Source organism: Sphingomonas hankookensis, from assembly GCF_028551275.1.
In the GTDB taxonomy this organism is placed as follows: domain Bacteria; phylum Pseudomonadota; class Alphaproteobacteria; order Sphingomonadales; family Sphingomonadaceae; genus Sphingomonas; species Sphingomonas hankookensis_A.
Genome location: NZ_CP117025.1, coordinates 1,442,867 through 1,466,742, shown reverse-complemented (window position 1 = coordinate 1,466,742; position 23,876 = coordinate 1,442,867). Strand labels below are relative to the sequence as shown.

Annotated in this window: 18 protein-coding genes; 5 read left to right on the top strand and 13 right to left on the bottom strand. The window is 68.3% G+C overall.

Going from position 1 to position 23,876, the window contains the following annotated elements:
- Positions 1 to 146 precede the first annotated feature (146 nt).
- The gene (locus PPZ50_RS06830; RefSeq protein ID WP_272815762.1) at positions 147 to 425 is read right to left on the bottom strand and encodes a hypothetical protein; all 279 of its coding nucleotides are present in this window, start codon (positions 423 to 425) and stop codon (positions 147 to 149) included.
- Positions 426 to 1,529: 1,104 nt separating this feature from the next.
- On the opposite strand from PPZ50_RS06830, the gene PPZ50_RS06825 reads away from it, so the two are divergent.
- The gene (locus PPZ50_RS06825) at positions 1,530 to 2,801 is read left to right on the top strand and encodes an Hsp70 family protein (RefSeq protein ID WP_272815761.1); all 1,272 of its coding nucleotides are present in this window, start codon (positions 1,530 to 1,532) and stop codon (positions 2,799 to 2,801) included.
- Positions 2,802 to 3,032: 231 nt separating this feature from the next.
- Here PPZ50_RS06825 and treF read toward each other — a convergent pair whose 3' ends face one another.
- Together treF and PPZ50_RS06815 are read right to left on the bottom strand one after the other, a co-directional pair.
- Positions 3,033 to 4,607 carry an alpha,alpha-trehalase TreF gene (treF, locus tag PPZ50_RS06820; protein WP_272815760.1) on the bottom strand — a complete coding sequence of 525 codons (1,575 nt, stop codon included), beginning with the start codon at positions 4,605 to 4,607 and terminating at the stop codon, positions 3,033 to 3,035.
- A gap of 89 nt (positions 4,608 to 4,696) precedes the next feature.
- Positions 4,697 to 5,698: a fumarylacetoacetate hydrolase family protein gene (locus tag PPZ50_RS06815; protein WP_272815759.1), complete on the bottom strand. Its 1,002-nt coding sequence runs from the start codon at positions 5,696 to 5,698 to the stop codon at positions 4,697 to 4,699.
- A gap of 122 nt (positions 5,699 to 5,820) precedes the next feature.
- Between PPZ50_RS06815 and PPZ50_RS06810 the strand changes: the two genes are divergently transcribed.
- On the top strand, positions 5,821 to 6,270 hold the full coding sequence (locus PPZ50_RS06810) for a hemerythrin domain-containing protein (RefSeq protein ID WP_272815758.1): 450 nt from the start codon (positions 5,821 to 5,823) through the stop codon (positions 6,268 to 6,270).
- A 38-nt stretch (positions 6,271 to 6,308) separates the two neighbouring features.
- The gene (locus tag PPZ50_RS06805) at positions 6,309 to 7,598 is read left to right on the top strand and encodes an adenylosuccinate synthase (protein WP_126014855.1); all 1,290 of its coding nucleotides are present in this window, start codon (positions 6,309 to 6,311) and stop codon (positions 7,596 to 7,598) included.
- Between the two features lie 208 nt (positions 7,599 to 7,806).
- Here the strand turns inward: PPZ50_RS06805 and PPZ50_RS06800 are convergent, their stop codons facing one another.
- The 6 genes from PPZ50_RS06800 to PPZ50_RS06775 form a co-directional block, all read right to left on the bottom strand.
- Positions 7,807 to 8,103: a hypothetical protein gene (locus tag PPZ50_RS06800; RefSeq protein WP_126014857.1), complete on the bottom strand. Its 297-nt coding sequence runs from the start codon at positions 8,101 to 8,103 to the stop codon at positions 7,807 to 7,809.
- Between the two features lie 275 nt (positions 8,104 to 8,378).
- On the bottom strand, positions 8,379 to 9,446 hold the full coding sequence (gene aroC / locus PPZ50_RS06795; protein ID WP_126014859.1) for a chorismate synthase: 1,068 nt from the start codon (positions 9,444 to 9,446) through the stop codon (positions 8,379 to 8,381).
- Positions 9,443 to 9,958: a GNAT family N-acetyltransferase gene (locus tag PPZ50_RS06790; RefSeq protein WP_066689710.1), complete on the bottom strand. Its 516-nt coding sequence runs from the start codon at positions 9,956 to 9,958 to the stop codon at positions 9,443 to 9,445. Before PPZ50_RS06790 ends, aroC begins: the two co-directional genes overlap by 4 nt.
- Before the next feature lie 3 nt (positions 9,959 to 9,961).
- Positions 9,962 to 10,765, bottom strand: a complete 804-nt coding sequence (gene fabI / locus PPZ50_RS06785) for an enoyl-ACP reductase FabI (protein WP_272815757.1) — start codon at positions 10,763 to 10,765, stop codon at positions 9,962 to 9,964.
- Positions 10,762 to 11,703: a YihY/virulence factor BrkB family protein gene (locus PPZ50_RS06780; protein ID WP_126014863.1), complete on the bottom strand. Its 942-nt coding sequence runs from the start codon at positions 11,701 to 11,703 to the stop codon at positions 10,762 to 10,764. Before PPZ50_RS06780 ends, fabI begins: the two co-directional genes overlap by 4 nt.
- Positions 11,704 to 11,734: 31 nt before the next feature.
- Positions 11,735 to 12,679, bottom strand: coding sequence for a DnaJ C-terminal domain-containing protein (locus PPZ50_RS06775; RefSeq protein ID WP_126014865.1), 945 nt, complete (start codon positions 12,677 to 12,679; stop codon positions 11,735 to 11,737).
- A 158-nt stretch (positions 12,680 to 12,837) separates the two neighbouring features.
- Here PPZ50_RS06775 and PPZ50_RS06770 point away from each other — a divergent pair, with 158 nt between their 5' ends.
- Entirely contained in the window at positions 12,838 to 13,533 is a 696-nt protein-coding gene (locus PPZ50_RS06770) for a DUF4197 domain-containing protein (protein WP_126014867.1), read from the top strand.
- Positions 13,534 to 13,576: 43 nt separating this feature from the next.
- Positions 13,577 to 15,058, top strand: a complete 1,482-nt coding sequence (locus tag PPZ50_RS06765; protein ID WP_126014869.1) for a flavin-containing monooxygenase — start codon at positions 13,577 to 13,579, stop codon at positions 15,056 to 15,058.
- Here PPZ50_RS06765 and PPZ50_RS06760 read toward each other — a convergent pair.
- The 4 genes from PPZ50_RS06760 to PPZ50_RS06745 form a co-directional block, all read right to left on the bottom strand.
- The gene (locus tag PPZ50_RS06760; RefSeq protein WP_164523909.1) at positions 15,044 to 18,070 is read right to left on the bottom strand and encodes a ligand-binding sensor domain-containing protein; all 3,027 of its coding nucleotides are present in this window, start codon (positions 18,068 to 18,070) and stop codon (positions 15,044 to 15,046) included. The two genes, PPZ50_RS06765 and PPZ50_RS06760, sit on opposite strands and share 15 nt — an antisense overlap.
- Positions 18,071 to 18,114: 44 nt before the next feature.
- The gene (locus PPZ50_RS06755; protein ID WP_126014879.1) at positions 18,115 to 18,990 is read right to left on the bottom strand and encodes a BadF/BadG/BcrA/BcrD ATPase family protein; all 876 of its coding nucleotides are present in this window, start codon (positions 18,988 to 18,990) and stop codon (positions 18,115 to 18,117) included.
- Positions 18,987 to 20,675 carry a D-lactate dehydrogenase gene (gene dld, locus PPZ50_RS06750; RefSeq protein ID WP_126014873.1) on the bottom strand — a complete coding sequence of 563 codons (1,689 nt, stop codon included), beginning with the start codon at positions 20,673 to 20,675 and terminating at the stop codon, positions 18,987 to 18,989. Before dld ends, PPZ50_RS06755 begins: the two co-directional genes overlap by 4 nt.
- Positions 20,676 to 20,827: 152 nt before the next feature.
- Positions 20,828 to 23,743, bottom strand: a complete 2,916-nt coding sequence (locus PPZ50_RS06745) for a TonB-dependent receptor plug domain-containing protein (protein WP_241215523.1) — start codon at positions 23,741 to 23,743, stop codon at positions 20,828 to 20,830.
- Positions 23,744 to 23,876 lie beyond the last annotated feature (133 nt).

Here is a 23,876-nt window from a genome sequence, read left to right as displayed (position 1 = left end):
TCCGCTAAACTTATCTGCCCCGCTCCCGTTCGTGCTGAGTAGGGGCTGAGCGAAGTCGAAGACCCGTATCGAAGCACCTGCCCCAACAGCCCCTCGACAGGGCCGACAGGCGCAACGACTATTCAAGACCGACGACAACGCCAATGTCACCCCCGCCTAAACCGAAACTGAACCACCGGGTTCAGCGTGGCGAGGGCACGACTCGCTACAACGGCTCCATCGAACAACGAAGGAGTGAAGCACATGGCGAAATTCTCTTTGGGCAGCACCGGAAAGCTGGGCTTGGGCGTCGCGATCGGCCTTGCCATCGGCGCGGCGGGCGGGGCGGGCGCGGTGTCGCTGACCCGGCCGGGCGTCGAAATGGCGCCGACCGTGGCGACCCCGGTCGCCCGGCTCGCAAGCAGCAGCGGCGTGGTGACGGTCAAGGGCCACGTCGCCGAAGTCTATGGTGACCGCTTCGTGGTGCAGGACGGCAGCGGCAAGGCAATGGTCGATGGCGGCCGCGACGCGAACGTGACGAAGGGCGCGCCCATCCAGGTACAGGGCCGCTATGACGACGGACAGCTACGCGCCTCCTATGTCGTCGACGCCGCGGGCAAGGTCACCCCGGTCGGCCCGCCCCCGCCCCGCCCCGGCAAGGGTCCCGAAGGGCGCGGCCCCGGCCCGCACGGTCCGGGTGGTCCCGAAGCCCGCGGTCCCGCTGGCCCGGGCGGCCCCGGCGGCCCGGGCTGCGCCCCCGGCGCGATGCCTCCGCCCCCGCCGCCCGCCGACGGCGCAGCCCCGCCGCCGCCGCCGCCAACGGCCAGCTCCCGCCGCCGCCCCCGGCCGGTGCCGGAGCCCCGCCGCTCGCCAATGCACCCGCACCAGCCCCGGCAGGGGTACGAGCAACCCGCTAACCCCAGCCGCAAACCGTACCCCGGCGAAGGCCGGGGTCGAGGTCCGGTACGCTGGTTCCTTACCTGCGACGAGGACGTACCCCCCGCGCAGGCGGGGGTCCCGGCTATCAGGAGTCTCCGGGCGGCACGCTGCGGGGCGTACCCCCGCGCAGGCGGGGGTCCAGGGCCAAGGTCGAACCGGCATCGTTTGCCAACCCTGCATCCCCGCCTGCGCGGGGATACGCACGTAGGTGGAACCCGAGGTACGACCGGCCACCGGCCCTGCCACCTACCGATCCAAAGCGACCCACCGATCCCTGAGGATCGAAACCCCCGCCCCATCGTCACCCCGGGCTTGACCCGGGGTCCCGCTTCTTCTTCGACGGCAGCAAAAGAAGCGGGACCCCGGATCAAGTCCAAGGTGACGAGACATTCAGGACTCACCTCCCCCAACGCCCAAGGCAAACGACCCAACCCGTGAAGGGCGCCCCACCCACAACCCCTCCGCGCCTCTGCGCCTCTGCGCGAAATCCAAAATTCTTCTCTCCACGCCTCCGCGCCTCCGCGCCTCCGCGCGAACCAACCTTCTTCCCCAACCCCCAAGACAACCCCCGCAACCGGTGTAGGGCGTCCCGCCCCGCGCCCGGAGCCCCCATGTCCCTCGGCCTAGATTTCGGCACCACCAATTCCGTCCTCGCCCGCGCCAATGGCGACGGCGCGACCCTCGTGCCGCTCGACGGGCCGGACGGCGCCGACGCCGTCTTCCGCTCGGCACTGTGCTTCTGGCAGGACGACGTCCCCGGTGGCATCGCGGTAGAGGCCGGCCCCTGGGCGATCGACGAATATCTCCAGTTTCCGGAGGGGTGCCGCTTCCTGCAATCGTTCAAGTCGGTCGCCGCCAGCCCCAGCTTCGACACCGCGCCGATCTTCACCAAACGCTACCGCTTCGAGGATCTCGGCCGCGCCTTCCTCGACCGCCTCGCCGCCCGCGCGCATGGCGTACTGAACGGCGCCACACGCATCGTCGTCGGCCGCCCGATCACCTATGCCGGCCACCGCCCCGACGAAGCGCTCGCGAGGGCACGCTATGACGCGATGTTCGCCGCGCTGGGCGCGCAGATCGTCTATGTCTACGAACCGCTCGGCGCCGCGTTCAGCCATGCCGCGACGCTGACGGACGCGGCCACGATCCTCGTCGCCGATTTCGGCGGCGGCACCAGCGATTTCTCGGTCGTCCGACTCGAAGCGCCGGGCAGCGACCGCCGCGCCCGGCCGTTGGGCCATGCCGGTATCGGCATCGCCGGCGACCAGTTCGACCGCCGCATCCTCGACAGGCTCGTCCTGCCCCTGCTCGGCAAGGGCGGCACCTATCGTTCGTTCGACAAGGTGCTGGAAATACCCGCCGGCCATTTCACCGACTTCACCGACTGGTCGCGCCTCGCGCTGATGCGCAACCGCAAGACCTTGGCCGAACTCGACAAACTGCGCCGCGCCGCGACCGATCCGGACGCCATCGACCGGATGATCGCGGTGATCGAGGGCGAACAGGGCTATCCGCTCTACGACGCGGTCGGACAGGTAAAGCGCGCGCTGTCGCAGGGCGACGAAGCGACCTTCGCGTTCGAAGGGGGCGGCATCGCCATTGAGGCACAGGTCACCCGCGACCAGTTCGAAGCATGGATCGCCGACGATCTCGCGCGCATCATGGCGACCGTCGACCGCGCGCTGGAGGTGGCGGGGCTCGACGCCGACGGCATCGACCGCGTGTTCCTGACCGGCGGCACCTCGCTCACCCCCGCCATCCGCCGCGCCTTTGCCGACCGCTTCGGGCAGGACCGGCTGGCGTCGGGCAACGAACTGACCTCGGTCGCCCACGGCCTCGCGCTGATCGGGCAGCAGGACGATCTGGCGGCGTGGACGGCGTAACGCTTTCCTACACGCCCGCCCCCTGCCATCCTGACGCCCGCTATTTGACAGGTCCGCCCCGCACCCCCACGCCCCACGTCACCCCGGATTTGGAGCCAGGGTCCCGCTTCCTGGCCGACAGTGTGAACTTCCGCGCAGGAAAGGTTACACTGCCAACATCCAAATTACTGAGGAAAAACGATTTTCTGCTGATACCCACCCGCTACAAAATTCGACGTACCGCAACCTTCGTCAACTTCCACGCCCCCGTTCCATCAGCGCGCGCGTCACCCCGTTGGTCCACCCGAACCCGTCCTGCAGCGGATATTCACCCCCGCCGCCCGGCTTCACCTCCTCGACGTCATATTTCTCGACCAGCTTCCCCGACGCCGCATATTCGCGCTGTACCGTCGCCAGAAACCGCTGTGCGATCCTGTCCGCCAGCGCGCGGTTGCCCGTCCGGTCCAGCCCGGCGACCGCGATCCATTGCAGCGGCGCCCAGCCATTGGGCTTGTCCCATTGCTGCCCGGTATCGACCCGCGTCGTCCGCAAGCCCCCCGGCGCCAGCAACTGCCGCTCGATCGTGCCCGCGACCCGCGCCGCCCGGGCGCCCGTCGTCAGCCCCACGAACAGCGGATAGGCCGTCGCCGCCGTCACCCCGTCGCGCAGCAGCCGCCGCTTCACGTCGTAATCGCCATAGCGCCCCTCGGCCTCGCTCCACAGCCAGCGCTCGATCGCCGCGCCGCGCTTCGCTGCCCGATCGCCAAAGTCCCGCGCCGTCGCCGTATCGCCCGACGTCGCCGCCCCCTCGGCAATCGCCCGCTCCATGCCCCACAACAGGCTGTTGAGATCGGCCGGCAAGATGCTGGTCGTGTCGATCGTCGCCAGCGTCCGCCCGTCGCCCAGCCAGCGCGACGAATAGTCCCAGCCGTTCTCCGCCCCGGCGCGCAGGTCGCGATAGGTGTCGCCGACCGGTCGCCCGGCCGCCTTCGCCGTCTCGACATCCTCGCGCCACGATTCGTCGCGCGGCGTCGTCCGCGCATCCCAATAATGCTGCAACACCGCCCCATCGGGCAGCGTCACCGACCGCTCGGGCGTCGTGAAATACGCATATTCCCGCTTCAGCGCCGCCAGCCGCCGCGCCGCCACGGCCGGATCGCGATTCTGCGACAGGCCCATCATCAGATACAGGAACGGCGGCTGCGACCGGCTGAGATAATAGGTCCGCGTCCCGTTGGGAACATGGCCATAGCGCTCGACCAGGTCGACGAACCCGTCGAGCATCGATTCGACCAGATCCTGCCGCCGATCGGCGACCAGTCCCAGCATCGTGAAATAGCTGTCCCAGTAATAAAGCTCGCGAAACCGCCCGCCGGGCACCACGAACCGGTCCTTTACCGCCAGCGCGGTCGATCCCGGCGGCGGCGTCACCGGATCGCGGGTCAGATGCGGCCACAATTCGGCGATATGCCGCTCGATCGGCAGGCGCGGGCCATGGTCGGACTCGGGCACCGGCTCCAGCCCCGGCACGTCGAAATTGGCCAGTACGAACGCCTTCAGCGCCGCATCGTCGAAACTGCCCTTGCGATAATCGGCGAGGATCGCCGCATCCGGTCGCTTCGGCACCGAGTCGACGAACGTCTTTCCGTCCGGAAAGAGTCGCCGCATCTGCACCGCTTCGAACAGCGGCCCGAACCGGTCGGCCGGGGTCGGCACGGCAGCGGCCGGCGTCGTCACGACACTCGCCACCGGACGCGGTGCCTGTGCCGTCGTACAGCCGGCCAGCAGAACCGGGATCAGCCAGCGGCAGGTTCGAACGATCGTCATGGCACCCCCGAACGGTTACGACACCGTATTAAATCATTGTCGCCTTGCCCGTTCCCCCGGCCTTGAACGACCGGGGGAACGGCCAAGCCTCACCCCACCGTCTGCTCGATCACGCCGAAGATCGGGTGATGCCGGTCGTCCTCGGCCCAGATGCGGACCGTGTCGCCGCTCTTCAGAAACGGCGTCTCCGCCTTGCCGGCGCGGATCGTCTCGACCGTGCGGATTTCCGCCAGGCACGAATATCCGACCCCGCCGTCCGCGACCGGCTTGCCAGGACCGCCATCGCCGTCGCGGTTCGACACCGTGCCCGATCCGATGATCGTGCCGGCGCCCAGCGCCCGCGTCTTGGCGGCATGGGCGATCAGCGTGCCGAAATCGAACGTCATGTCCTCGCCCGCGTCCGCCCGCCCGAACGGCTTCCCGTTCAGGTCGACGTGCAGCTTGCGGTGGAGCTTGCCGTCCTGCCACCAGTCGCCCAGCGCATCGGGCGTCACGAACACCGGCGAGAAGGCCGATGCCGGCTTCGACTGGAAGAACCCGAACCCCTTGGCCAGTTCGCCGGGGATCAGCCCGCGCAGCGACACATCGTTGGTCAGCCCGACCAGCCGCACCGCCGCCAGCGCCTCCTCGCGCGACGCCCCCAACGGCACATCGCCGGTCACGACCACGACCTCGCCCTCGAAATCCAGACCCCAGCTTGCGTCGCCCGCCGGGATCGGATCGCGGGGGGCCAGGAACCCGTCCGACCCGCCCTGATACATCAGCGGATCGTGCCAGAACGTCTCCGGCATCTCCGCCCCGCGCGCCTGCCGCACCAGCGCGACATGGTTCACATAGGCCGATCCGTCCGCCCATTGATACGCGCGCGGCAGCGGCGACGCGGCGTCGCGCTCGTGGAACCGCTCCTTGGGGATCACGTCGTGGTCGAGGTCGGTCGCCAGGTTGCGCAGCGCGCCTTCGTGGCGGTCCCAGTCGTCCAGCGCCGCCTGCAGCGTCGGCACGATCCCGCTCGCATCCGCATACCAGGCGAGGTCGCTCGACACGACGACCAGGCGTCCGTCGCGACCGCCCTTGAGGCTGGCAAGTTTCATGCGGCACACTCTCCTCTTATGTCCTGCCCCGGTTTGCGCGCCGGAACGCACAATGTCGAGCCGGGGCGTACATGGTTCGTTAGGACGTTGTGCCACAGGGTCGATCGCCGGAGGAAATGGCGATGCAGCTCACGCGCGAAACGCTGGTCGACGAACATGCCGAACTGACCGCCGTGATCGGCGAGCTGGTCGAACAGGCGGCACAGCGTCCGCTTCCCGCCTCCGCCGTCGCACCGCTGCGCTGGCGCCTCAGCCGCCTGCTCCTCGCGCATCTGGCGAAGGAGGACCGACTGCTCCATCCCCTGCTCCAACGGGGCGGCGACCCGGTCGCCGCCGCACTCTCCCGCCGGTTCGAAGAGGAGATGGGCGGCCTCGCCGACGCGTTCAAAGCCTATATGCACGACTGGAACGGCCAGCAGATCGCCGACGATCCCGACGGCTTCGAAACCGCGACCCGCGGGCTCGCGGCGGTGCTGGCCGACCGCATCCGGCGCGAGGAAACGCAACTCTATCGTCATATTCCGGGCGCTACGCCGCCCGCCGAGGTGGACGCGGGCGCGCTACGGGCCTAGTGCAGCGCCGATACCGGCATGCATGAGGGTTACAGGACGTGGCGAACGTAGCGGTGATCGGCGCCCAGTGGGGCGACGAGGGCAAGGGAAAGATCGTCGACTGGCTGGCGGAGCGCGCCGACATGGTCGTGCGGTTCCAGGGCGGCCATAATGCCGGCCATACGCTGGTCGTCGGCGGCACCACCTACAAGCTGTCGCTGCTCCCCTCGGGCATCGTGCGCGGCACCCCTTCGATCGTCGGCAACGGCGTCGTGCTCGATCCCTGGGCGCTGAAGGCGGAGGTCGAGCGCCTGCGCGAGCAGGGCGTCTCGGTCACCCCCGATACGCTGATGATCGCCGAGACCTGCGCGCTGATCCTCCCCTTCCACCGCGATCTCGACGGCCTGCGCGAAGACGCCAGCGGCGCCGGCAAGATCGGCACCACCCGTCGCGGCATCGGCCCGGCGTACGAGGACAAGGTCGGCCGCCGCGCGATCCGCGTCTGCGACCTCGCCCATCTCGACGATCTCGGCCCGCAGCTCGATCGCCTGACCGCGCATCACGACGCGCTGCGCGCCGGCTTCAACGAACCCGCGATCGACCGCGAGGGCCTGATCGCCGAACTGCGCGAGATCGCCGACTTCGTCCTGCCCTATGCCCAGCCGGTGTGGCGTGTGCTGGCGCAGGCCAAGGCGAAGGGTCAGCGGATCCTGTTCGAAGGCGCGCAAGGCGTGCTGCTCGACATCGACCACGGCACCTATCCGTTCGTCACCTCGTCCAACACCATCGCCGGCACCGCGGCGGGCGGTTCGGGCATGGGCCCGGGCGCGGTCGGCTTCGTGCTGGGCATCGCCAAGGCCTATACCACCCGCGTCGGCTCCGGCCCGTTCCCGACCGAGCTGGAGAACGAAACCGGCGAGCGGCTCGGCGTGCGCGGCCATGAATTCGGCACCGTCACCGGCCGCAAGCGCCGCTGCGGCTGGTTCGACAGCGTGCTGGTGCGGCAGGCGGCGGCGGTCGGCGGCATCACCGGCATCGCGCTGACCAAGATCGACGTGCTCGACGGGTTCGAGGAAGTGGCGATCTGCACCGGCTATCGGTTGGGCGACCAGGTGCTCGACTATTATCCCGCCCACGCCGCCGATCAGGCGAAGGTCGAGCCGATCTACGAAACCATGCCGGGCTGGTCGGAATCGACGGCGGGTGCGCGCAGCTGGGCCGAACTGCCGGCGCAGGCGATCAAGTACATCCGCCGTATCGAGGAATTGATCCAATGCCCGGTGACGCTGGTATCGACCAGCCCCGAGCGCGACGACACGATCCTGGTCCGCGACCCATTCGCGGACTGAAGCTCGAACTTACCAATCAACCCCGTTTGCTTCGAGCGCAGGTTCGAGCCTGTCGAGAACCAAAGTCGAGAAGGGTTTTCCCCGGCGGCAAGTTCTCGACGGGCGCTTCTCGACAAGCTCGAAGCTGCTCGAACCCAACGGTAGCGAATAGAACAACAAAAAAGGCCCGCCCGGATCGCTCCGGGCGGGCCTTTTTGCATCGACCGCGTTACTGCGGCGTGCCGGTCGGCGGCGGCGTGGTCGTCGACGGATCGCCGGTGGTGGTGGTCGTCGTATCGTCCGTCGTGTCGGTCTTCGACTCGCCGGGCTTGGCCGGATCGGTCGGGGCATCGACCGGGTTGGTCGGGCCGGTCGTCTGCGGTGCCGGCTGGGTGGGACGCATCGGGTCGGGGGTGCCCTGCGTCGTCGTCGGCGACGTCGGCTGAGTCTGGGTCGGCGACACCTGCGCGACGGCCGCGGTCGAACCGCACAGGATCAGCAAGCTCGTGACAATGGTCTTGCGCATTGAAATTCTCCTTGCATCAAGCAAGGGTTTCAATGCGTTACCCACCGAAAGGGTCCAGCGCCGCGAAACGGCTCATCGCCCGATCCGGGCAGAACGCGGACGGGCCGTGGCGAGGAAGCGGTCGATTGTGGCAGAAATCTGTCCCGAATCGCGTGCCGACACACCGGCAGGCAGGCACGAGCGACGTTTTTGGTGGCGACCGATTCCCGCGGTCACGCTTCCCCGCCGCCGCCGCGATGCTCCTGCTGCACGACCGGTTCGGCGACCTTCCGGCGTCAGCCCACCTGCCCGCGATGGCGCAGCTTCTGGTCGGCCAGCACCAGCGAGACCATCGCCTCGACCACCGGCACACCGCGAATACCGACACAGGGATCGTGCCGGCCCTTGGTCGCGATCGTCGTCGCCTGTCCGTCCGGTCCGATCGTCTCGACCGGGGTCAGGATCGAACTGGTCGGCTTGAACGCTACCCGCAGCGTCACCGGCTGCCCCGTCGAGATGCCGCCGGCAATCCCGCCCGCATGGTTGGCGAGGAACTCGGGGCCATCCGCGCCCGGCCGCATCGGATCGGCATTCGCCTCACCCGAAAGCGCCGCCGCTGTAAAGCCGTCGCCGATCTCGACCCCCTTCACTGCGTTGATCGACATGGCGGCACTGGCCAGTTCGGCATCCAGCTTGGCATAGAGCGGCGCCCCCCAGCCCGCCGGCACGCCCTCGGCGCGACAAGCGACGACCGCGCCCAGCGACGAGCCGGCCTTGCGCGCGCCGTCGACCAACGCTTCCCAGCGCGCTGCCGCCGCCGCATCGGGGCAGAAGAACGGGTTGCGCCCGATCTCAGCGACATCGAACGCCGCCGGATCGATCGCATCGCCACCGATCGATTCGACCCAGGCGGTGATCGTCACCTCCGGGATCACCAGCCGCGCGACCGCGCCCGCCGCGACCCGCGCCGCCGTCTCGCGCGCCGACGACCGCCCGCCGCCGCGATAGTCGCGAAAGCCGTACTTCGCGTCATAGGCATAGTCGGCATGGCCGGGGCGATAGGCCTTGGCGACCTCCGAATAATCCTTCGACCGCTGGTCGACATTCTCGATCATCAGGCTGATCGGCGTGCCCGTAGTCCGCCCGTCGAACACCCCCGACAGGATGCGCACCGCATCCGGCTCGCGCCGCTGCGTCGTGAAACGGCTGGTCCCTGGCCGCCGTGCGTCGAGAAACGGCTGGATGTCCGCCTCGCTCAGGGGCAGGCCCGGCGGGCACCCGTCGACCACCGCGCCCAGTGCCGGGCCATGGCTCTCGCCCCATGTCGTGAAGCGGAACAGATGACCGAAGCTATTGTGGCTCATGCGTCTTCCCCCAACGCCGCAAAGGCGCGGGCATGGGCGGCCGCGCCGGGTGTGTGGACGCACGGTCCGTCGTTCAGGCGAATGCCCATGAAATGCTCGCCGGCATAGGGGCTGTCGAACCCGCGCGCCGTTGCCGCCTCGAACCCGAAGCGGCCATAATAAGCCGGATCGCCCAGCACGAACGCCAGCTCGACCCGTGCGCTGCGCAGATGCGCGATGGCAGCGGCGACCAGCGCTTCGCCGACGCCCTGCCCCCGTGCCGCCCTCGCCACCGCCAGCGGTGCCAACGCGACCGCTGCGATCTCGCGCGTGTCGGCCGTTACCTGCATCCGGCTGGCCGCGATCATGCCGACTACCACGCCCGCATCCTCGGCGACCAGCACCAGCACGAGATCGCCATCGATCGCCAGTTGCTGGACCAGCCGCGCCTCCGCGTCGCGCGGGAAACAGGCGCGCAGCAGGCTATCGACCGCCGGCGCGTCCGCACCGGTCGCCGCGCGGATGATGCTCATCGCTTACGACAGCGCGATGTCGGGCGCGTCCTCGGCCTTCATGCCGATGACGTTGTAGCCGGCGTCGACATGATGGATCTCGCCGGTCACGCCGCTCGACAGGTCGCTCAGCAGATACAGCCCCGCCCCGCCGACATCGTCGATCGTGACGTTGCGGCGCAGCGGCGAGTTCAGCTCGTTCCACTTCAGGATATAGCGGAAATCGCCGATGCCGCTGGCGGCCAGCGTCTTGATCGGACCCGCCGAAATCGCGTTCACCCGGATATTTTCCGGCCCCATGTCCATCGCCAGATACTTGACCGACATGTCGAGCGCCGCCTTCGCCACGCCCATCACATTATAATGCGGAACGACCTTTTCCGACCCGTAATAGGTCAGCGTCAGCAACGAACCGCCATTGGGCATCAGCGCCCGAGCGCGCTTGGCGACTGCGGTGAACGAATAGACGCTGATGTTCATCGTCATCAGGAAATTGTCGAGGCTGGTGTCGTAATAACGGCCACGCAGTTCGTTCTTGTCCGAAAAGCCGATGGCGTGGACCACGAAATCGATCGTCGCCCACCGAGCAGCGATCGTGTCGAACGCGGCGTCCAGCGCGCCCATGTCCGACACGTCGCATTCGATCAGGAAGTCGGCGCCCAGCTCGGTCGCCAGCGGACGCACGCGCCGTTCGAGCGCCTCGCCCTGATAGGTGAAGGCCAGCTCTGCGCCCTGCGCGGCGAGCTGCTTGGCGATGCCCCAGGCCAGCGACCGATCGTTGGCGAGGCCCATGATGACCCCCCGCTTGCCCTGCATCAAACCGTTCACGCGACTGTCCCTTTTTCGTCTGTTGCCGCACCCTCTAGCGCAGGGTCGGGTGTTTCCGCCAGCGCCGCGTTCAATTCGCCGCCGATCACCACGCCCAGGCCGACGATGTAGAAGAAAAACAGCGCGATCATCACACCGGCCAGGCTGCCATAGGTGCGGTCATATCCGCCCAGCGCATCGATCGCGAGCGGGAGGAGCTGCGTCGTGCCGATCCACACCGTCGCCGTCGCCACCGCTCCGGGCCATTTCGGGCAGTTGGAATTGCGGTATTTCTTGGGGCTGAGCGAATAGAACAGCGTGTAGAGCGCGATGAACAGCGCCAGCGCCGGAAACAGCTTCGCGATCGACAGATAGGCTGCATAGGGCTGCAGGAACGGAAGCAGGCGATAGATGACCTGCTCGACGCCGACCAGCACGACCTGAAGGCTGAACGCGATCATCAGCATCACCACCGACCCGACGATCAGCCCGATCGACCCCAGTCGATATTCCCAAAAGGGTCGCGAGAACGGGATGCCATAGGCCTGCCGCAGGATCGACCGCACCGTTTCGATGAAGCCGGTCGTGGTCCACAGACCCACCAGCGCACCCAGCCACAGCAGCGACCCCGATCGCGCCTGCAACACGTCGAGGATCGGTTGCTGCAACACGGTCGCCACTTCGGGCGGCACGGTCTGCAGGAACGCCGTCACCGCATGGATGCTGTCGCCGCTGCGCCCGACCGCCCGCGCGATCGCCGCCGCGACGATGAAGAACGGGAACAGCGTCAGCAGCGACAGATAGGCAAGGTTGCCGGCATGGGTGAAGCCGTCGTTGAACGTACCGATCGCGACACGCTTCGTCACCTCGATCGCGCGCGCAGACGGGCGCAGCCGCGCAAGCGACGGGCGCCCGTGACGGTGCCGGGCCTCGGGGCTGGTCGGGGACGGCTCGGTCATGCAGTTCGTTTCGAATGGTTTCGCAGGCGGATCAAACGCCCAGCTTCGCCCTCGGGTCCGTATTCGCGCCGCTCCACCCCTCGACGAAGCGCGTCAGGTCGGCATCATCGGCGGGAAGGTCGACCATCAGCGTCACCAGCTGGTCGCCGCGCGTCCCGTCCTTGCGATGGAATCCGCGCCCTTTCAGGCGAAGCGTCTTGCCCGACGTCGCCCCCTTGGGCACGCTCAGCATCACCGCGCCGTCGACGGTCGGCACGCGGACCTTGCCGCCCAGCACCGCCTCGGCCAGGTTGATCGGCAGGTCGACGCGCACATCGTCGCCGTCGCGGGTATAGAAACGGTGCGGCTGCACCTCGACCGTCACGATCGCGTCGCCCGCACCGCCCGGCCCCGGATCGCCCTTGCCCGACAGGCGCATCTGCGTGCCGGTATCGACACCCGCCGGCAGTTTCAGGTCGATGGTCTTGCCATCGGCCAGCGTGATGCGCTGCGGGCTGAGCGTCGCAGCATCCTCGAATGGCACCTTCAATCGATAGGCAACATTGCCGCCCTTGGGCTGGGCGCGCCGCCCGAACCCGCTGGCGAAGCCGCCACCGGCGCCTCCGGCCCGGCCGCCGAACAGTCCTTCGAAAATGTCCGAAAAGTCGCCGCCCTGCCCTTCCGGTCCCATGTCGAACCCGCCGCGCCCGCCCGGTCCGGGGCGAAAGCCGCCGGCGCCGCCACCGCCGGTGCCAAAGCCGAAGGGCGAGGTCGGATTGCCGTCGCCGTCGATCTCGCCCCGGTCGAACCGCGCGCGCTTGTCCTTGTCGGTCAGCAGGTCATAGGCCTGCGTGACTTTGGTGAAGCGGTCCGACGCGGCCTTGTTGTCCTTGTTCCGGTCCGGGTGCAGCTCCTTGGCGAGCTTGCGATACGCCTTCTTGATATCTGCTTCGGTCGCGCCGCGCGCGACACCCAGGGTTGCATAGGGATCAGCCATGCTCCGGTAGCTAGGGCGCGCCGCGCGGCTCGGCAATGGGTTGCGCGGCCGAAACGGAAGCAAAACGAAGCGCGGTTCAACGTCGGTTCACGGCAGACACGGCACCGGGAGCCATCGCCTGCGTTGGCAGCGCAACATTCGTTCCGGAGAAGCCCGTCATGATCCATGCCTCGCTGTCGCCCCAAATTTCACGCCGCGGCATCCTCGGTGCCGCCGCTTTGGTCCTCCCGGTCGCCGTGCTCGGCGGCTGTGCCACGCCGCTTGGCAGCTATGGCGTCGAGGAAGGCGTCCGGCGCCTGCTGACCCTGTCCAGCCAGCGGGCGTTCGACCGGCTGCTGCGGCCCGGCGGCTTCTATGACGATCAGCTGACCCGCCTGACCCTGCCGGAGACCGCCGGACAGAACAATGTACTGGCAGCGGTGCTGCGGACGAACGCGGTGCGTGGCCGCATCGCCATGGCGCTGAATGACATCGCGGTCGATGCCGCCGACCGTGCGACGCCGATCGTGCTCGATTCGATCCGTGGCCTTACGCTGGCCGACGCCGTCGCCGTGCTGCGCGGCGGCCCGACCGCCGCCACCGACCTGCTGGCGCAATCGGCACGCGGCGCGGTGATCGAGGCGATGTTCCCCGAATTTTCGAACGGCCTGCGGTCGGACGCGACCGAAATCCTCTCGGCGATCGTCACCGCGCAGACCGGCATCGACTATACCGCCATCGCCCGCAGCGCCGCCGATCAGGCCGGCAACGCCATCTTCCGCGCGATCGGCCGCGAGGAGGCCGCGATCCGCGCCGATCCGCGCCGCACCGGCGATCCGGTGCTGACCGCGCTGCTGCTCGGCACGCGCGGCTGACGCCGGGCTTGGCAAGGACGCCGGCACGGCCGATATCCCGGCCATGGCGATCCCTGTCGAACCCGAACTCGATGTCGCGATCATCGGTGCCGGCCTGTCCGGCATCGATGCCGCATGGCACCTGCAACGGCGCTGCCCCGACCGCCGCTACGCGATCTTCGAGGCGCGCGACGCGATCGGCGGGACGTGGGACCTGTTCCGCTATCCCGGCGTCCGGTCGGATTCCGACATGCATACGCTGGGCTTTCCGTTCCGTCCGTGGCGCGGGGACAAGGCGATCGCCGATGGCGGTGACATTCGCGATTATATCGAAGATACCGCGCGCAGCTTCGGCATCGACCGCCACATCCGCTTTCACCACCGCATCGTCCGTGCCGAATGGTCGTCGCAAACCGCGCGCTGGACGCTGACCGTCGAGGTCGACGGCGCGGTGTCGACCGTCACCTGCCGGTTCCTGTTCATGGGCTGCGGCTATTACGACTATGCCAGCGGCCATGCCCCGGATTTTCCGGGACAGGCGGAGTTTGCCGGACGCATCGTCCATCCCCAGCACTGGCCGCAGGGCCTCGACGTCGCCGGCAAGCGCGTGGCGGTGATCGGCAGCGGCGCGACGGCGGTGACGCTGGTCCCTGCGCTGGCCGCACGCGGCGCGCAGGTGACGATGGTGCAGCGCTCGCCCAGTCACATCGTGTCGCAACCTTCGCGGGATCGCGTCGCGCATCTTCTCTACCGCCTGCTGCCGGAACCGGTCGCGGGACGCCTTGCCCGGTGGAAAAGCGCCGCGCTGGGTCTTGCCGCCTTTCAGTTCGCCCGCAGATTCCCGCGCCGGATGGAGGCGTTCATCCTGAAGGGCGTCCGCCGCGAGCTGCCTGACCTGCCCGATGTCGATCGCCATTTCACCCCGCGCTACGATCCGTGGGACCAGCGGCTGTGCCTGGTGCCGGACGCCGACCTGTTCACCGCGCTGCGCGACGGATCGGCCAGCATCCGCACCGATGCGATCCGCCGCTTCACCCCCACCGGCATCGAGCTGGCATCGGGCGGCCATGTCGATGCCGATATCATCGTCACCGCGACGGGGCTGAAGCTGCATTTGCTGGGCGGCATCGCGCTCACCATCGACAGCGTGCCGTTCGTCCCCGCCGACCATCTCATCTATCGCGGCATGATGGCCTCGGGCGTGCCGAACATGGTGCTGGCACTCGGCTATACCAACGCGTCGTGGACGCTGAAGATCGACCTGGTGGCGCGTCGCATGTGCCGCATGCTGAACCATATGCGACGGCATGGCTACGACATCTGCCTACCCGCACCGCCCGGACCGGACGTGGAACGCCGCCCGCTGCTCGATTTCAGTTCGGGTTACGTCACCCGTGCGGCCAGCATCACCCCGGCGCAGGGGTCGCGCACGCCGTGGCGGCTGCACCAGAATTACTTTCTCGACTATATGACGCTCGGCTTCGGCAAGATCGGCGACGGCGTCCTGCGCATCGCCCGCGCAGGCGATGCGTCAGCGCGCGGCTGACGCGTCGACTTCCGCCCCGTCGTCCAGCACGACCCGGTCGCGCCCTGCGCGCTTCGCGCGGTACAACGCCAGGTCGGCGCGGTGCAGCAGTTCGGCCGGCGACGTGTCGCCCGTCGCCACCGCAATCCCGCCGCTGACCGTCACCCGCACCGCAATCCCGTTCGCGACGATCGGGTCGGCGGCGACGGCGGCGCGCACCCGCTCGCTGGTGTCCAGCGCTTCTTCGGGCGAAATGTCGGCGAACAGGATCGCAATCTCCTCCCCGCCATAGCGCGCCACCGAATCGACCGCGCGCACCGACGCGGCGATCCGCGTCGCGACCGCCTCGATCACCATGTCGCCGACCTGATGCCCGTGCGCGTCGTTGATCCGCTTGAACCGGTCGATATCGAGCATCGCGACGACATAATGCCCGCCCGAGCGCAACGCCGTTTCGCGCGCCGCCTCCAGCATCGCGATCATCGTCCGCCGGTTGGCAAGGCCGGTCAGCGGGTCGGTGCCGGCCAGCCGTTCCAGCCGGGCATTGGCCGCGCGCAGCTCCCGCGTCCGCTGCTCGACCACAGTCTCCAGCGCGCGCGTCCGGCGGCGCAGCACGACCGTGCGCAGCTGCACGATGCCGAACACCACCAGCACCGCCACCAGCAGCAGCGCGGCGCGCACCACCCAGCGTTCATGCCATGCCTGCGCCACCACCAGGCTCACCCGGCCGGTGACCACGCGCGGGTGCACCCCCGGAATCTGCGCCTGCAGTTCGAGGATGTAGGTGCCGCCGGGCAGGTTGGTGTAGATCGCCGTCGCCGGGCTGGCGGGGGGAATCGCGACCCAGTCGGCGTCGAACCCGCGCAGGCGGTAGCGATAGCGTATCTCCTCCGGCGCGGCATAATCGCTCAACGCAAAGGCGATGCGGATGCCGTGCCCGTCGGCATGGATGGTGCGGTCGCGCCCCAACGGGTCGAAGGGAACGACACGGCCATTCTCCTCGATCTCGCTCAGCGTCAGCGGCGGCGTGGCGGTCGGATGCGCGGCGAGCAGCCGGTCGGGCCGCAGCACCATCAGCCCCCCGGTTCCCCCGAACAGCAGGTCGCCGGTGCGGGTGATCGCCGAGACGCGCTGGCTGAACGAGTTGGCGGTCAGCCCGTCGCGGCGGCTGACCGTCAGCACGCTTTCGTGGCGCGGATCGATCACCGAAATCCCGCTGGCCCCGGTGGCCCATAGCCGCCCCGCGCGGTCGATCTGCACCGCCGCGACATTGTCGTTGGCGAGGCCGCGTGCCTCGGTGATCGCGTGGAACCGCCAGTCGTCTCCGACGCGCTTGCCCCGGGCGACCCCGCCATAGGTGCCCACCCACAGCGCATCGCCCGCCGCCACGATCGATCCGGTATAGTTTTGCGGCAGGCTGGTCGGATCGGCGGGATCGTTGCGATAGGTCGCGAAGCGGCCGCTCGCCGGATCGAACCGGTTGATCCCGCGCGGGGTCGCGATCCAGACGCCGCCGCCGCGTGCCGCGACGATATTGATGACTTCGTTGTTGGCGAGCGACGCGTCATTCCCCGGCACATGGCGATAGCGGCGGACCTTGCCGCTACGTTCGTCACGGACGAACAACCCGCGATAGGTCCCGATCAACAGGCGATGGTCGATCCGCAGCATCGAAATGACCGGCAAGTCGCCCAGCTCGGGCAGCGGCAGCGCCCGTTCGGTCAGCGTATCCGGATCGATCATCACGACCCCGCGGCCGCCGGCCAAAATCGTGCCGTCGGGGCGTTCGGCGAACGCCTTGATATCCTGCCCGGCATGGTTGCCGTCCAGCCGCAGGTGGCGGACCACCCCCTGCATGCGGTCGACCATGTCAATCATCCCGTTGCTCATGCCGACCCAGATGCGGTCGCGGCGGTCGACCATCACCCCGCTGACCGTGCGATCGGCCAGCGAATGGCGCGGATCGGGCATGGCGTTGCCGATGGTCAGGATCGCTTCGGGTGCCGGGTCGGTATGCGACGCGCCGACCTCGGTCGCCGCCCATAACCGCCCCGTCCGGTCGATATGCAGGTCGCGTACGGTATCCCCCGACAGCGACCCGCGATTGGCCTGGAGGTTGCGGATCGATCGAACGGCAAGGCCGCCCTCGGTTGCGATGCGCAGCACGCCGACGCCATCGGTCCCGGCCCACACCACGCCGTTCGGCCCGGTGGCGAAGGTGCGGACGGTACGGTGTGCGATCAACGGCGACGCGCCCGCCAGCGCCGCTGGCTGGATGACGCGGCCACCCGCCAACTGCACGAAGATGCCGTGCGATCCGGTGCCGATCCACAACCGCCCCATCCGGTCGCGGGCGATCGCCCAGACGTCGCCGATATCCGGGGTCGCCACCGCCACGAAGCGGGCCGCGCCGCGTCGCCGGACGAACAGCCCATGGTCGCCACCGGCATAGAGCGTCCCGTCGGGATCGCGATGCACCGCGAACGCGCCCTCGGCCAGCGCATCGCCCTGGCTGGTCACCGGTGCGATCCGGTCGTGCCGGGCATCGTAATGGAACACGCCCCGGTCCGACGCGACATAGGCACCGTCCTGTCCGTCGGACACGATCGACATGATGCGTGTTCCAACGCCCACCCCGGTCGCCCCGCCGATCGCGACGAAGCCGTTCGAGCCCGGGTCGTACCGGACCATTCCGCCGACATTGGTGCCGACCAGCACCGCGCCATGCGGCAGCGCCAGCAGCGAACGGATGTAATTGTCGGGAACGCCACCAGTCCGCCCGATAGTCTGGCGGAATACCTTCAGCCGCTGCCCGTCATAGCGCGCCAGCCCGCCGCGCGTGCCGATCCACATCAACCCGTCGCTGCTCTGGACGATGGCGGTGGTCGTCGAATGCGGCAGTCCGGCGCTGCCGTCCAGCGTCTGGAACCATGGCGTGCGCCAGGCCGCCCAACCGTCCGCGACCGCCGACGCGCGCGCCATGGCAGGCAGCACGCCCGCCATCAGCAGGATCAGAAGGGCCAGACGTCGCATCGACATTGTAATGAAGGATTGCGACGAGTCTGGTTTAAACGTCCTTAACGCAGTTCGTCGCTCGACCGCGATTCAAGGCCGGCCAGCCGCACCGCACCGTCCAGCGGATCGCCCATCGGCGGACACAGATGCGCGACGGTCCGCACGCGCAGCCAGGGTTGCAGCCGCGGCGCCAGCCCGCCGACCAGTGTGCAGCGCGTCACCCCGCGGGCGACGAGGGTTTCGATGAACCGCTCGACATGGCCCGCCGCATCCTCGACGATCGACCGGGCGATGGGATCGTCCGCATCGGCATGGTCCATCACGATCGGCGCCAGCGCCCCGTAATCGCGCGGCCCCGCGGTGGCCATCCACGCCACCGCCTTCAGCACGTCATGGTCGAACAGCGCCGCCACCGCATCGGCCAGCGGCGTATGCCGTGTCCGCCCGTCGAGTGCACGCAGCGCATGGCGCACCGCACTCAGCCCCAGCGCCGCGCCGCTCCCCTCGTCCGACACCGGAAAACCGTACCCGCCCAGCGCGACCTCCTGCCCGTCGATGCGCAGCAGCGCCGCGCTGCCGGTGCCGAGGATCAGGATCGCGCCATCGCCGCCACCATGCGCGCCCAGATGCGCGATCTGCGCATCGCTCGCCAGCACGACCCCAGCGACACCGAAGTCGGTCGCCTCCAGCGCGGCGCGGATTCCCGGCCGGCGAATGCCCGCAATCCCCATGCCGACGCGGACCGTCGCTCTCTCCGCCGGAAACAGCTTCACGGTTGCCTGCGCGATCACATCGGTCAGCACCGCCCGCAGCGGATCGACCCCGATCCCGGCATTGGCTGCGCCCGCCTGCCCGGTGCCGACCTCCCGCCCGGAGGCGTTGACGAGTCGCGCCCGGCAGTTGCTGCCGCCGGCATCGATGCCCAGAAAGAAGCTCATGCTTCCCATGCCCGCGCCTTGAGCGTGTGCCCGATCCCCGGATTCAGCTGGTTGCGCGGATCGAGCTTGCGGTAAAATCCGGCCAGTTCTGGCTTCGCATTATAGAGATGCCCGACATTATGCTCGGCCGGATATTGCGCGCCCACCGCATCCAGCCGCTTCCACAGCGCATGTTCGAACGCCAGCGGGTCGACGCCTTTGCGCACGATATAGTCGCGGTGGAACACGTGGCAGAAGAAATGCCCGTAATATAGCGTGTCGACCACCTGCCCGCCCAGATCGTCCGGCAAAACTTCGGCCCAGTCGCGGCTGTTGCGCGGCAGTGCGACGTCGAGCGCGACGATATCCTCGACCGTATCGCCATGGACCGCGCGATAGCGCACCGCCGCGCCTGCCGCGACGAAGCGGTGCAGGAACGCCTTGGTGGCTTCGTCGGCCGAACATTCGAACCAGCCACCGGGCAGCAGCGTGTCGAGCAGCGAGGCGGTCGCCGCCGCATCGCCGCGCGGCATCTTCAGCAGCAGATGATGTTCGAACCGGTCGCGAAATGCGCGCATTCGTGGTGGCAGATGATCGCCCAGCAACGCGCCGGCCCGCTGCAACACCCGGTCGCTCAGATTGCGTACGAAGCGCTCGGTCACGCCATCGACCCACGCCTTCGCCGCGAACAGCCGCGGCAAGCGGTCGGTGCCCAGCCGCTCGATCGCGCGGAACGTGTCGCGGCCATAGCGGTCGGCGATATCGAACGCCCCGCGATGCATATATTCGCCCGCGATCGGCAGCTCGGCGAAATCGCGCAGCATCGTCCGGCGCAGCTCGGTCAAGCGGTCGGGATCGTCGGTCCCGATATAGAAGGTGACCGTCTCGTCCTCCTTCGCGAAGGTGTCGAGCCGCACTGCAAACACGATCAGCTTGCCCGCACTCCCTGCCGCCTCGAACAGGCAGCGCGGATCGGCATTGAACCTCGCCGGCACGTCGCTGTCGATATCACGGACATGGGTGACGTAACGATGGTCGTGCGCCGGCTTGTCCGTCGCCGGATCGACATCGGCCGCTGCAAAATCCCCCCGGTCCAACCGGTCGAGGATCGCCTCCGGATCGTCGCCCAGCGCGATCCCCAGATGGTTGACCAGCCGCAGCGCTCCGTCGGCGCCGACACTGCCGAACAGCGCCAGTTCGGTATAGGCCGGCCCGCGCCGGATCAGCGACCCGCCCGAATTGTTGCAAACCCCGCCGACCACCGACGCGCCCAGGCACGACGACCCGATCACCGAATGCGGCTCGCGCCCCAAGGGCCGCAACGCCGCCTCCAGCGCATAGAGCGTCGTCCCCGGCAGGCACACGACCTGCTCGCCACCGCGAAGCAGGTGCAACCGGTCGAGCCGCATCGTGCTGATGATCACCAGCCCGCCGGGATAGTCGTCGCCATCGGGCGTCGACCCGCCGGTCAGCCCGGTGTTCGACGCCTGCATCAGGATCGACACATCGGCGCCAACGCACGCCTGCGCCACCCGCCACAGTTCGACCAGCGACCCCGGCCGCACCACTGCGATCGCCGCCCCCTCGCCAGTGCGATACCCCCGCCGGAACCGCGCGGTCCGGCGCGGGTCAGTCAGCACGTGGCGGCGCCCGACGGCCTTGCGCAGGGTGGCGATCAGTTGCTCGGTTGCTAGGCCGCTCGTCATACCATCCCGTCTGCCGCCATCCTCAACTCGCACTCACCGTACCCCCGCGCGGGCGGGGGTCCAGAGCCGGACAACGCAACCTTGGCGTTCGGGACGCTGGCCCCCCGCCTGCGCGGAGGTACGGCATCATCAAGGACGAAGCGACTACCCCCTCACCGCGTCTGCATCCGGATGCCCACCCGGAACGCCCGGCCCAGCAGGTCCGAATAGGTGCTGTTCGCCGCCAGCCCGGTTTCGGGCAGCAGGATCGGTTCGCGGTTGAACAGGTTGGTGACGTTCAGGAACACCTCCCCCTTCGCGCCGCCGCCCATATCGACCTTGCCGGTCAGGTTGAGGTCGAAATAGGTCGCGCCGTCGATCCTGTTGCTGTCGATCGTCGGGAATTGCGACACGGTCCCCCCCGGACGCCCGACCGGGCAGTTCGTCGAACACACGATATAATTGTTCGAATAGGTCCCGCCGGCGACCCCGCGCGCGGTGCCGGTGATCGCGAAATTGTCGGTGTCGTAGCTGGCGTTGAAGCGATAGATCCAGCTCGGCAGGCTCGACCCGCCCAGCTGCCCGACGATATCGACCGGCACGACGTTCGGCACGCCGCTGTCGGTGATGTTGTCGATATAGCGCGTCGCCAATGCCTTGAGCGTCACATTGCCCGGCACGCTGTCGACCACGTCAGCCAGCGGCAGGCGATAGGTTGCATCGAAGTCCAGCCCGCGCACCGTCTGCCGCGCGAAGTTGAACGGGCTGGCGCGGAAGAAGAACTCGCGGTCCCCCGTCGGATCGGGACCATAGGCGGCGCAGAACTCGGTCCGCCCTTCGAAGCAGCGGTTGATGATATCCTGCGCAAAGAACTGGCCGATCGCGTCCTGCAGCTTGATGAGGAACCCGTCGGCCGAGAAGGAGAAGCCGGGGATGAAGCGCGGCTGCAACACCACGCCGACGCTGGTCGAATCGGCGATTTCGGGCTTCAGGTTCAGGTTGCCCGTCGTCGTCTCGCGGAAGGTGACGCCGTTGCGGTTGGTGAACGGATCGGTCAACGTGTTCGTACGCGACGTGCCCGCCTGAAACAGCTCGTTCAGATTGGGCGCGCGGATGTCGCGCGACCGGGTGACGCGGAAACGGATATCCTCGATCGGCTGCCACGTCGTGCCGACCTTCCACGTCGTCACATAACCCGACGTCGAATAATCGGTCGCCCGCACCGCGCCGTTGAACTCGACTCCCGACCCCAGCGGGACCACGGTCTCGAGATAGGCTTCCTTGACGTTGTAGCTGCCGAAGGTCGGCAGGAAGTTGCCGACCGACCATCCGGTCTGGAACTCGGTGGGCACATTGCCCGACACTTCTTCCTTGCGATATTCGCCGCCGACCGCGACGCTGACATCGCCGGCCCAGGTCGCAAAGGGCACGACCGACAGGTTGATGCCCGCCACCGTCTGCTTGAGCGTCTGGTCGCGATACGGATCGCCCAGCGCATAATCGATCGCGCCCTGGCTGGTGACGCCGACGCCCAGCCGGTTCATCGGGACGCAGCCATTGGTGGGCGCGGTCAGCGTCGAGCGGCAGACGATGGTGCCGGCGGCCACGCCCAGCGCATTGCCCGCCGGCGCGAACACCGCGTCGGTGGCATTGGCCATGCGCGCGACGTTCATGATGTCGCGCAGCTGCTCGCGGGCGTTGGTCTCGCCATATTGGCCATAGGCGCTCCACACCGCCTTGTTGCCGAACAGCTGGAAATCGCCCTCCGCGCCGATCGCGTAACGCTGCACGTCGCGGCTGCTGTTGTTCTTGCGATACGGTAGGTCGACGGCGGTGGTGCCGATCGTCACCGTCTGGATACCCGCCAGCCGCGCCGCGCCCAACGTGTTGATGAGGTACGCATTGTCCGCACGCAGCGTGGTCGTCGTCGTCAGCTGCGGCCCGGCGTTGAACAGCGTTTTCTGCCAGTTGTACGATGCCTCGCCGAACACCGTGATCCAGTCGGCCAGCTGATAGCTGACCCGCCCGAACACGCCATGCCGGTCGTCATCGGCGTCGAGGCCGATATTGCGCCCCTGATCGTTCAGCTGCCAGTCGCCGCCCTGCGTCCGCGTCGGTGCGCTGCTGCCGCCCAGCGCGGGCGAATTGAAGCTGCCATAGTTGAACTGGTTCACCGACCCGCCGGCACCGAAATAGATGCCGCGCAGCCGGTTGGCGGTGCCGCCGGTCGAATTCAGGATAATCCCACCCGGCGTCGCGTTCGCCACGCCGATCTGGTTCAGCGTCAGGAACTGCGGCAACCCGTTGGTATTGGTATAGGCCGGGTTGGTGACGACCACCCGCCCGCGCGCATTCCATTCCCGATCGACCTGGAAGATGCCGTCGCGATGCGCGACTTCCCCGCTCAGCAGGATATGCCCGCGCCCGTCGGCAAAACTCGTGCCGCCCGCCACGCTGAACGAGTAATTGAACCCGTCGCCATATTCGGTGATGCCGCTGTCGGCGGTGACCTTCAGCCCCTCATAGGTCTTGTCGAGCGCGAAGTTGACCACGCCCGCCACCGCGTCCGACCCATAGGCCGCCGACGCACCGCCGGTCACGATCTCGACGCTCTTCACCAGCGATTGCGGGAAGGTGTTGATATCGACCAGTCCCGTGACGCTCGACCCGACCGAGCGCCGCCCGTCGAGCAGCACCAGCGTGCGGATTTCGCCCAGCGCGCGCAGGTTCAGCGCGTTGATCCCGGCCAGACCCGAGCTGATCGCGAGGCGCGAGTTGGCGGGGCGCAAACTGCCCGCCACCGCCGGAATCTGGTTCACGAAATCGGCTAGGTTGTTGGTCGGCGAACTGTTCTGGATTTCCTGCTGGGTCAGCACGGTCAGCGGCGTCGGCGACTGGAACCCGTCGCGCACCACGCGCGATCCGGTGACGAGGATCTCGCCCTCCGCCTGCGTCTCGGCAGCGGTCGCCTGGTCGGTCTGCGGAACCGCGTCCTGCGCGAACGCTGGGGTCGCGATGCACAGCGCAGCGAGGCTGGTCGCGCGCGCCAGTGCCGGGAGATACCGCCGGAAGGGCATGGATGTCGTCATGGTTAGCTCCCCTTCGCCCGTTGGTCGGGCTGGATTTGTTACCGGATTGGTTCCTGCGGCATCGCCGAACCGATCGTAGCCGCCGTAGCGCCATCGTCGTTCGTGTCGAAGGCGAAAGCTGCGCGGTCGCAGG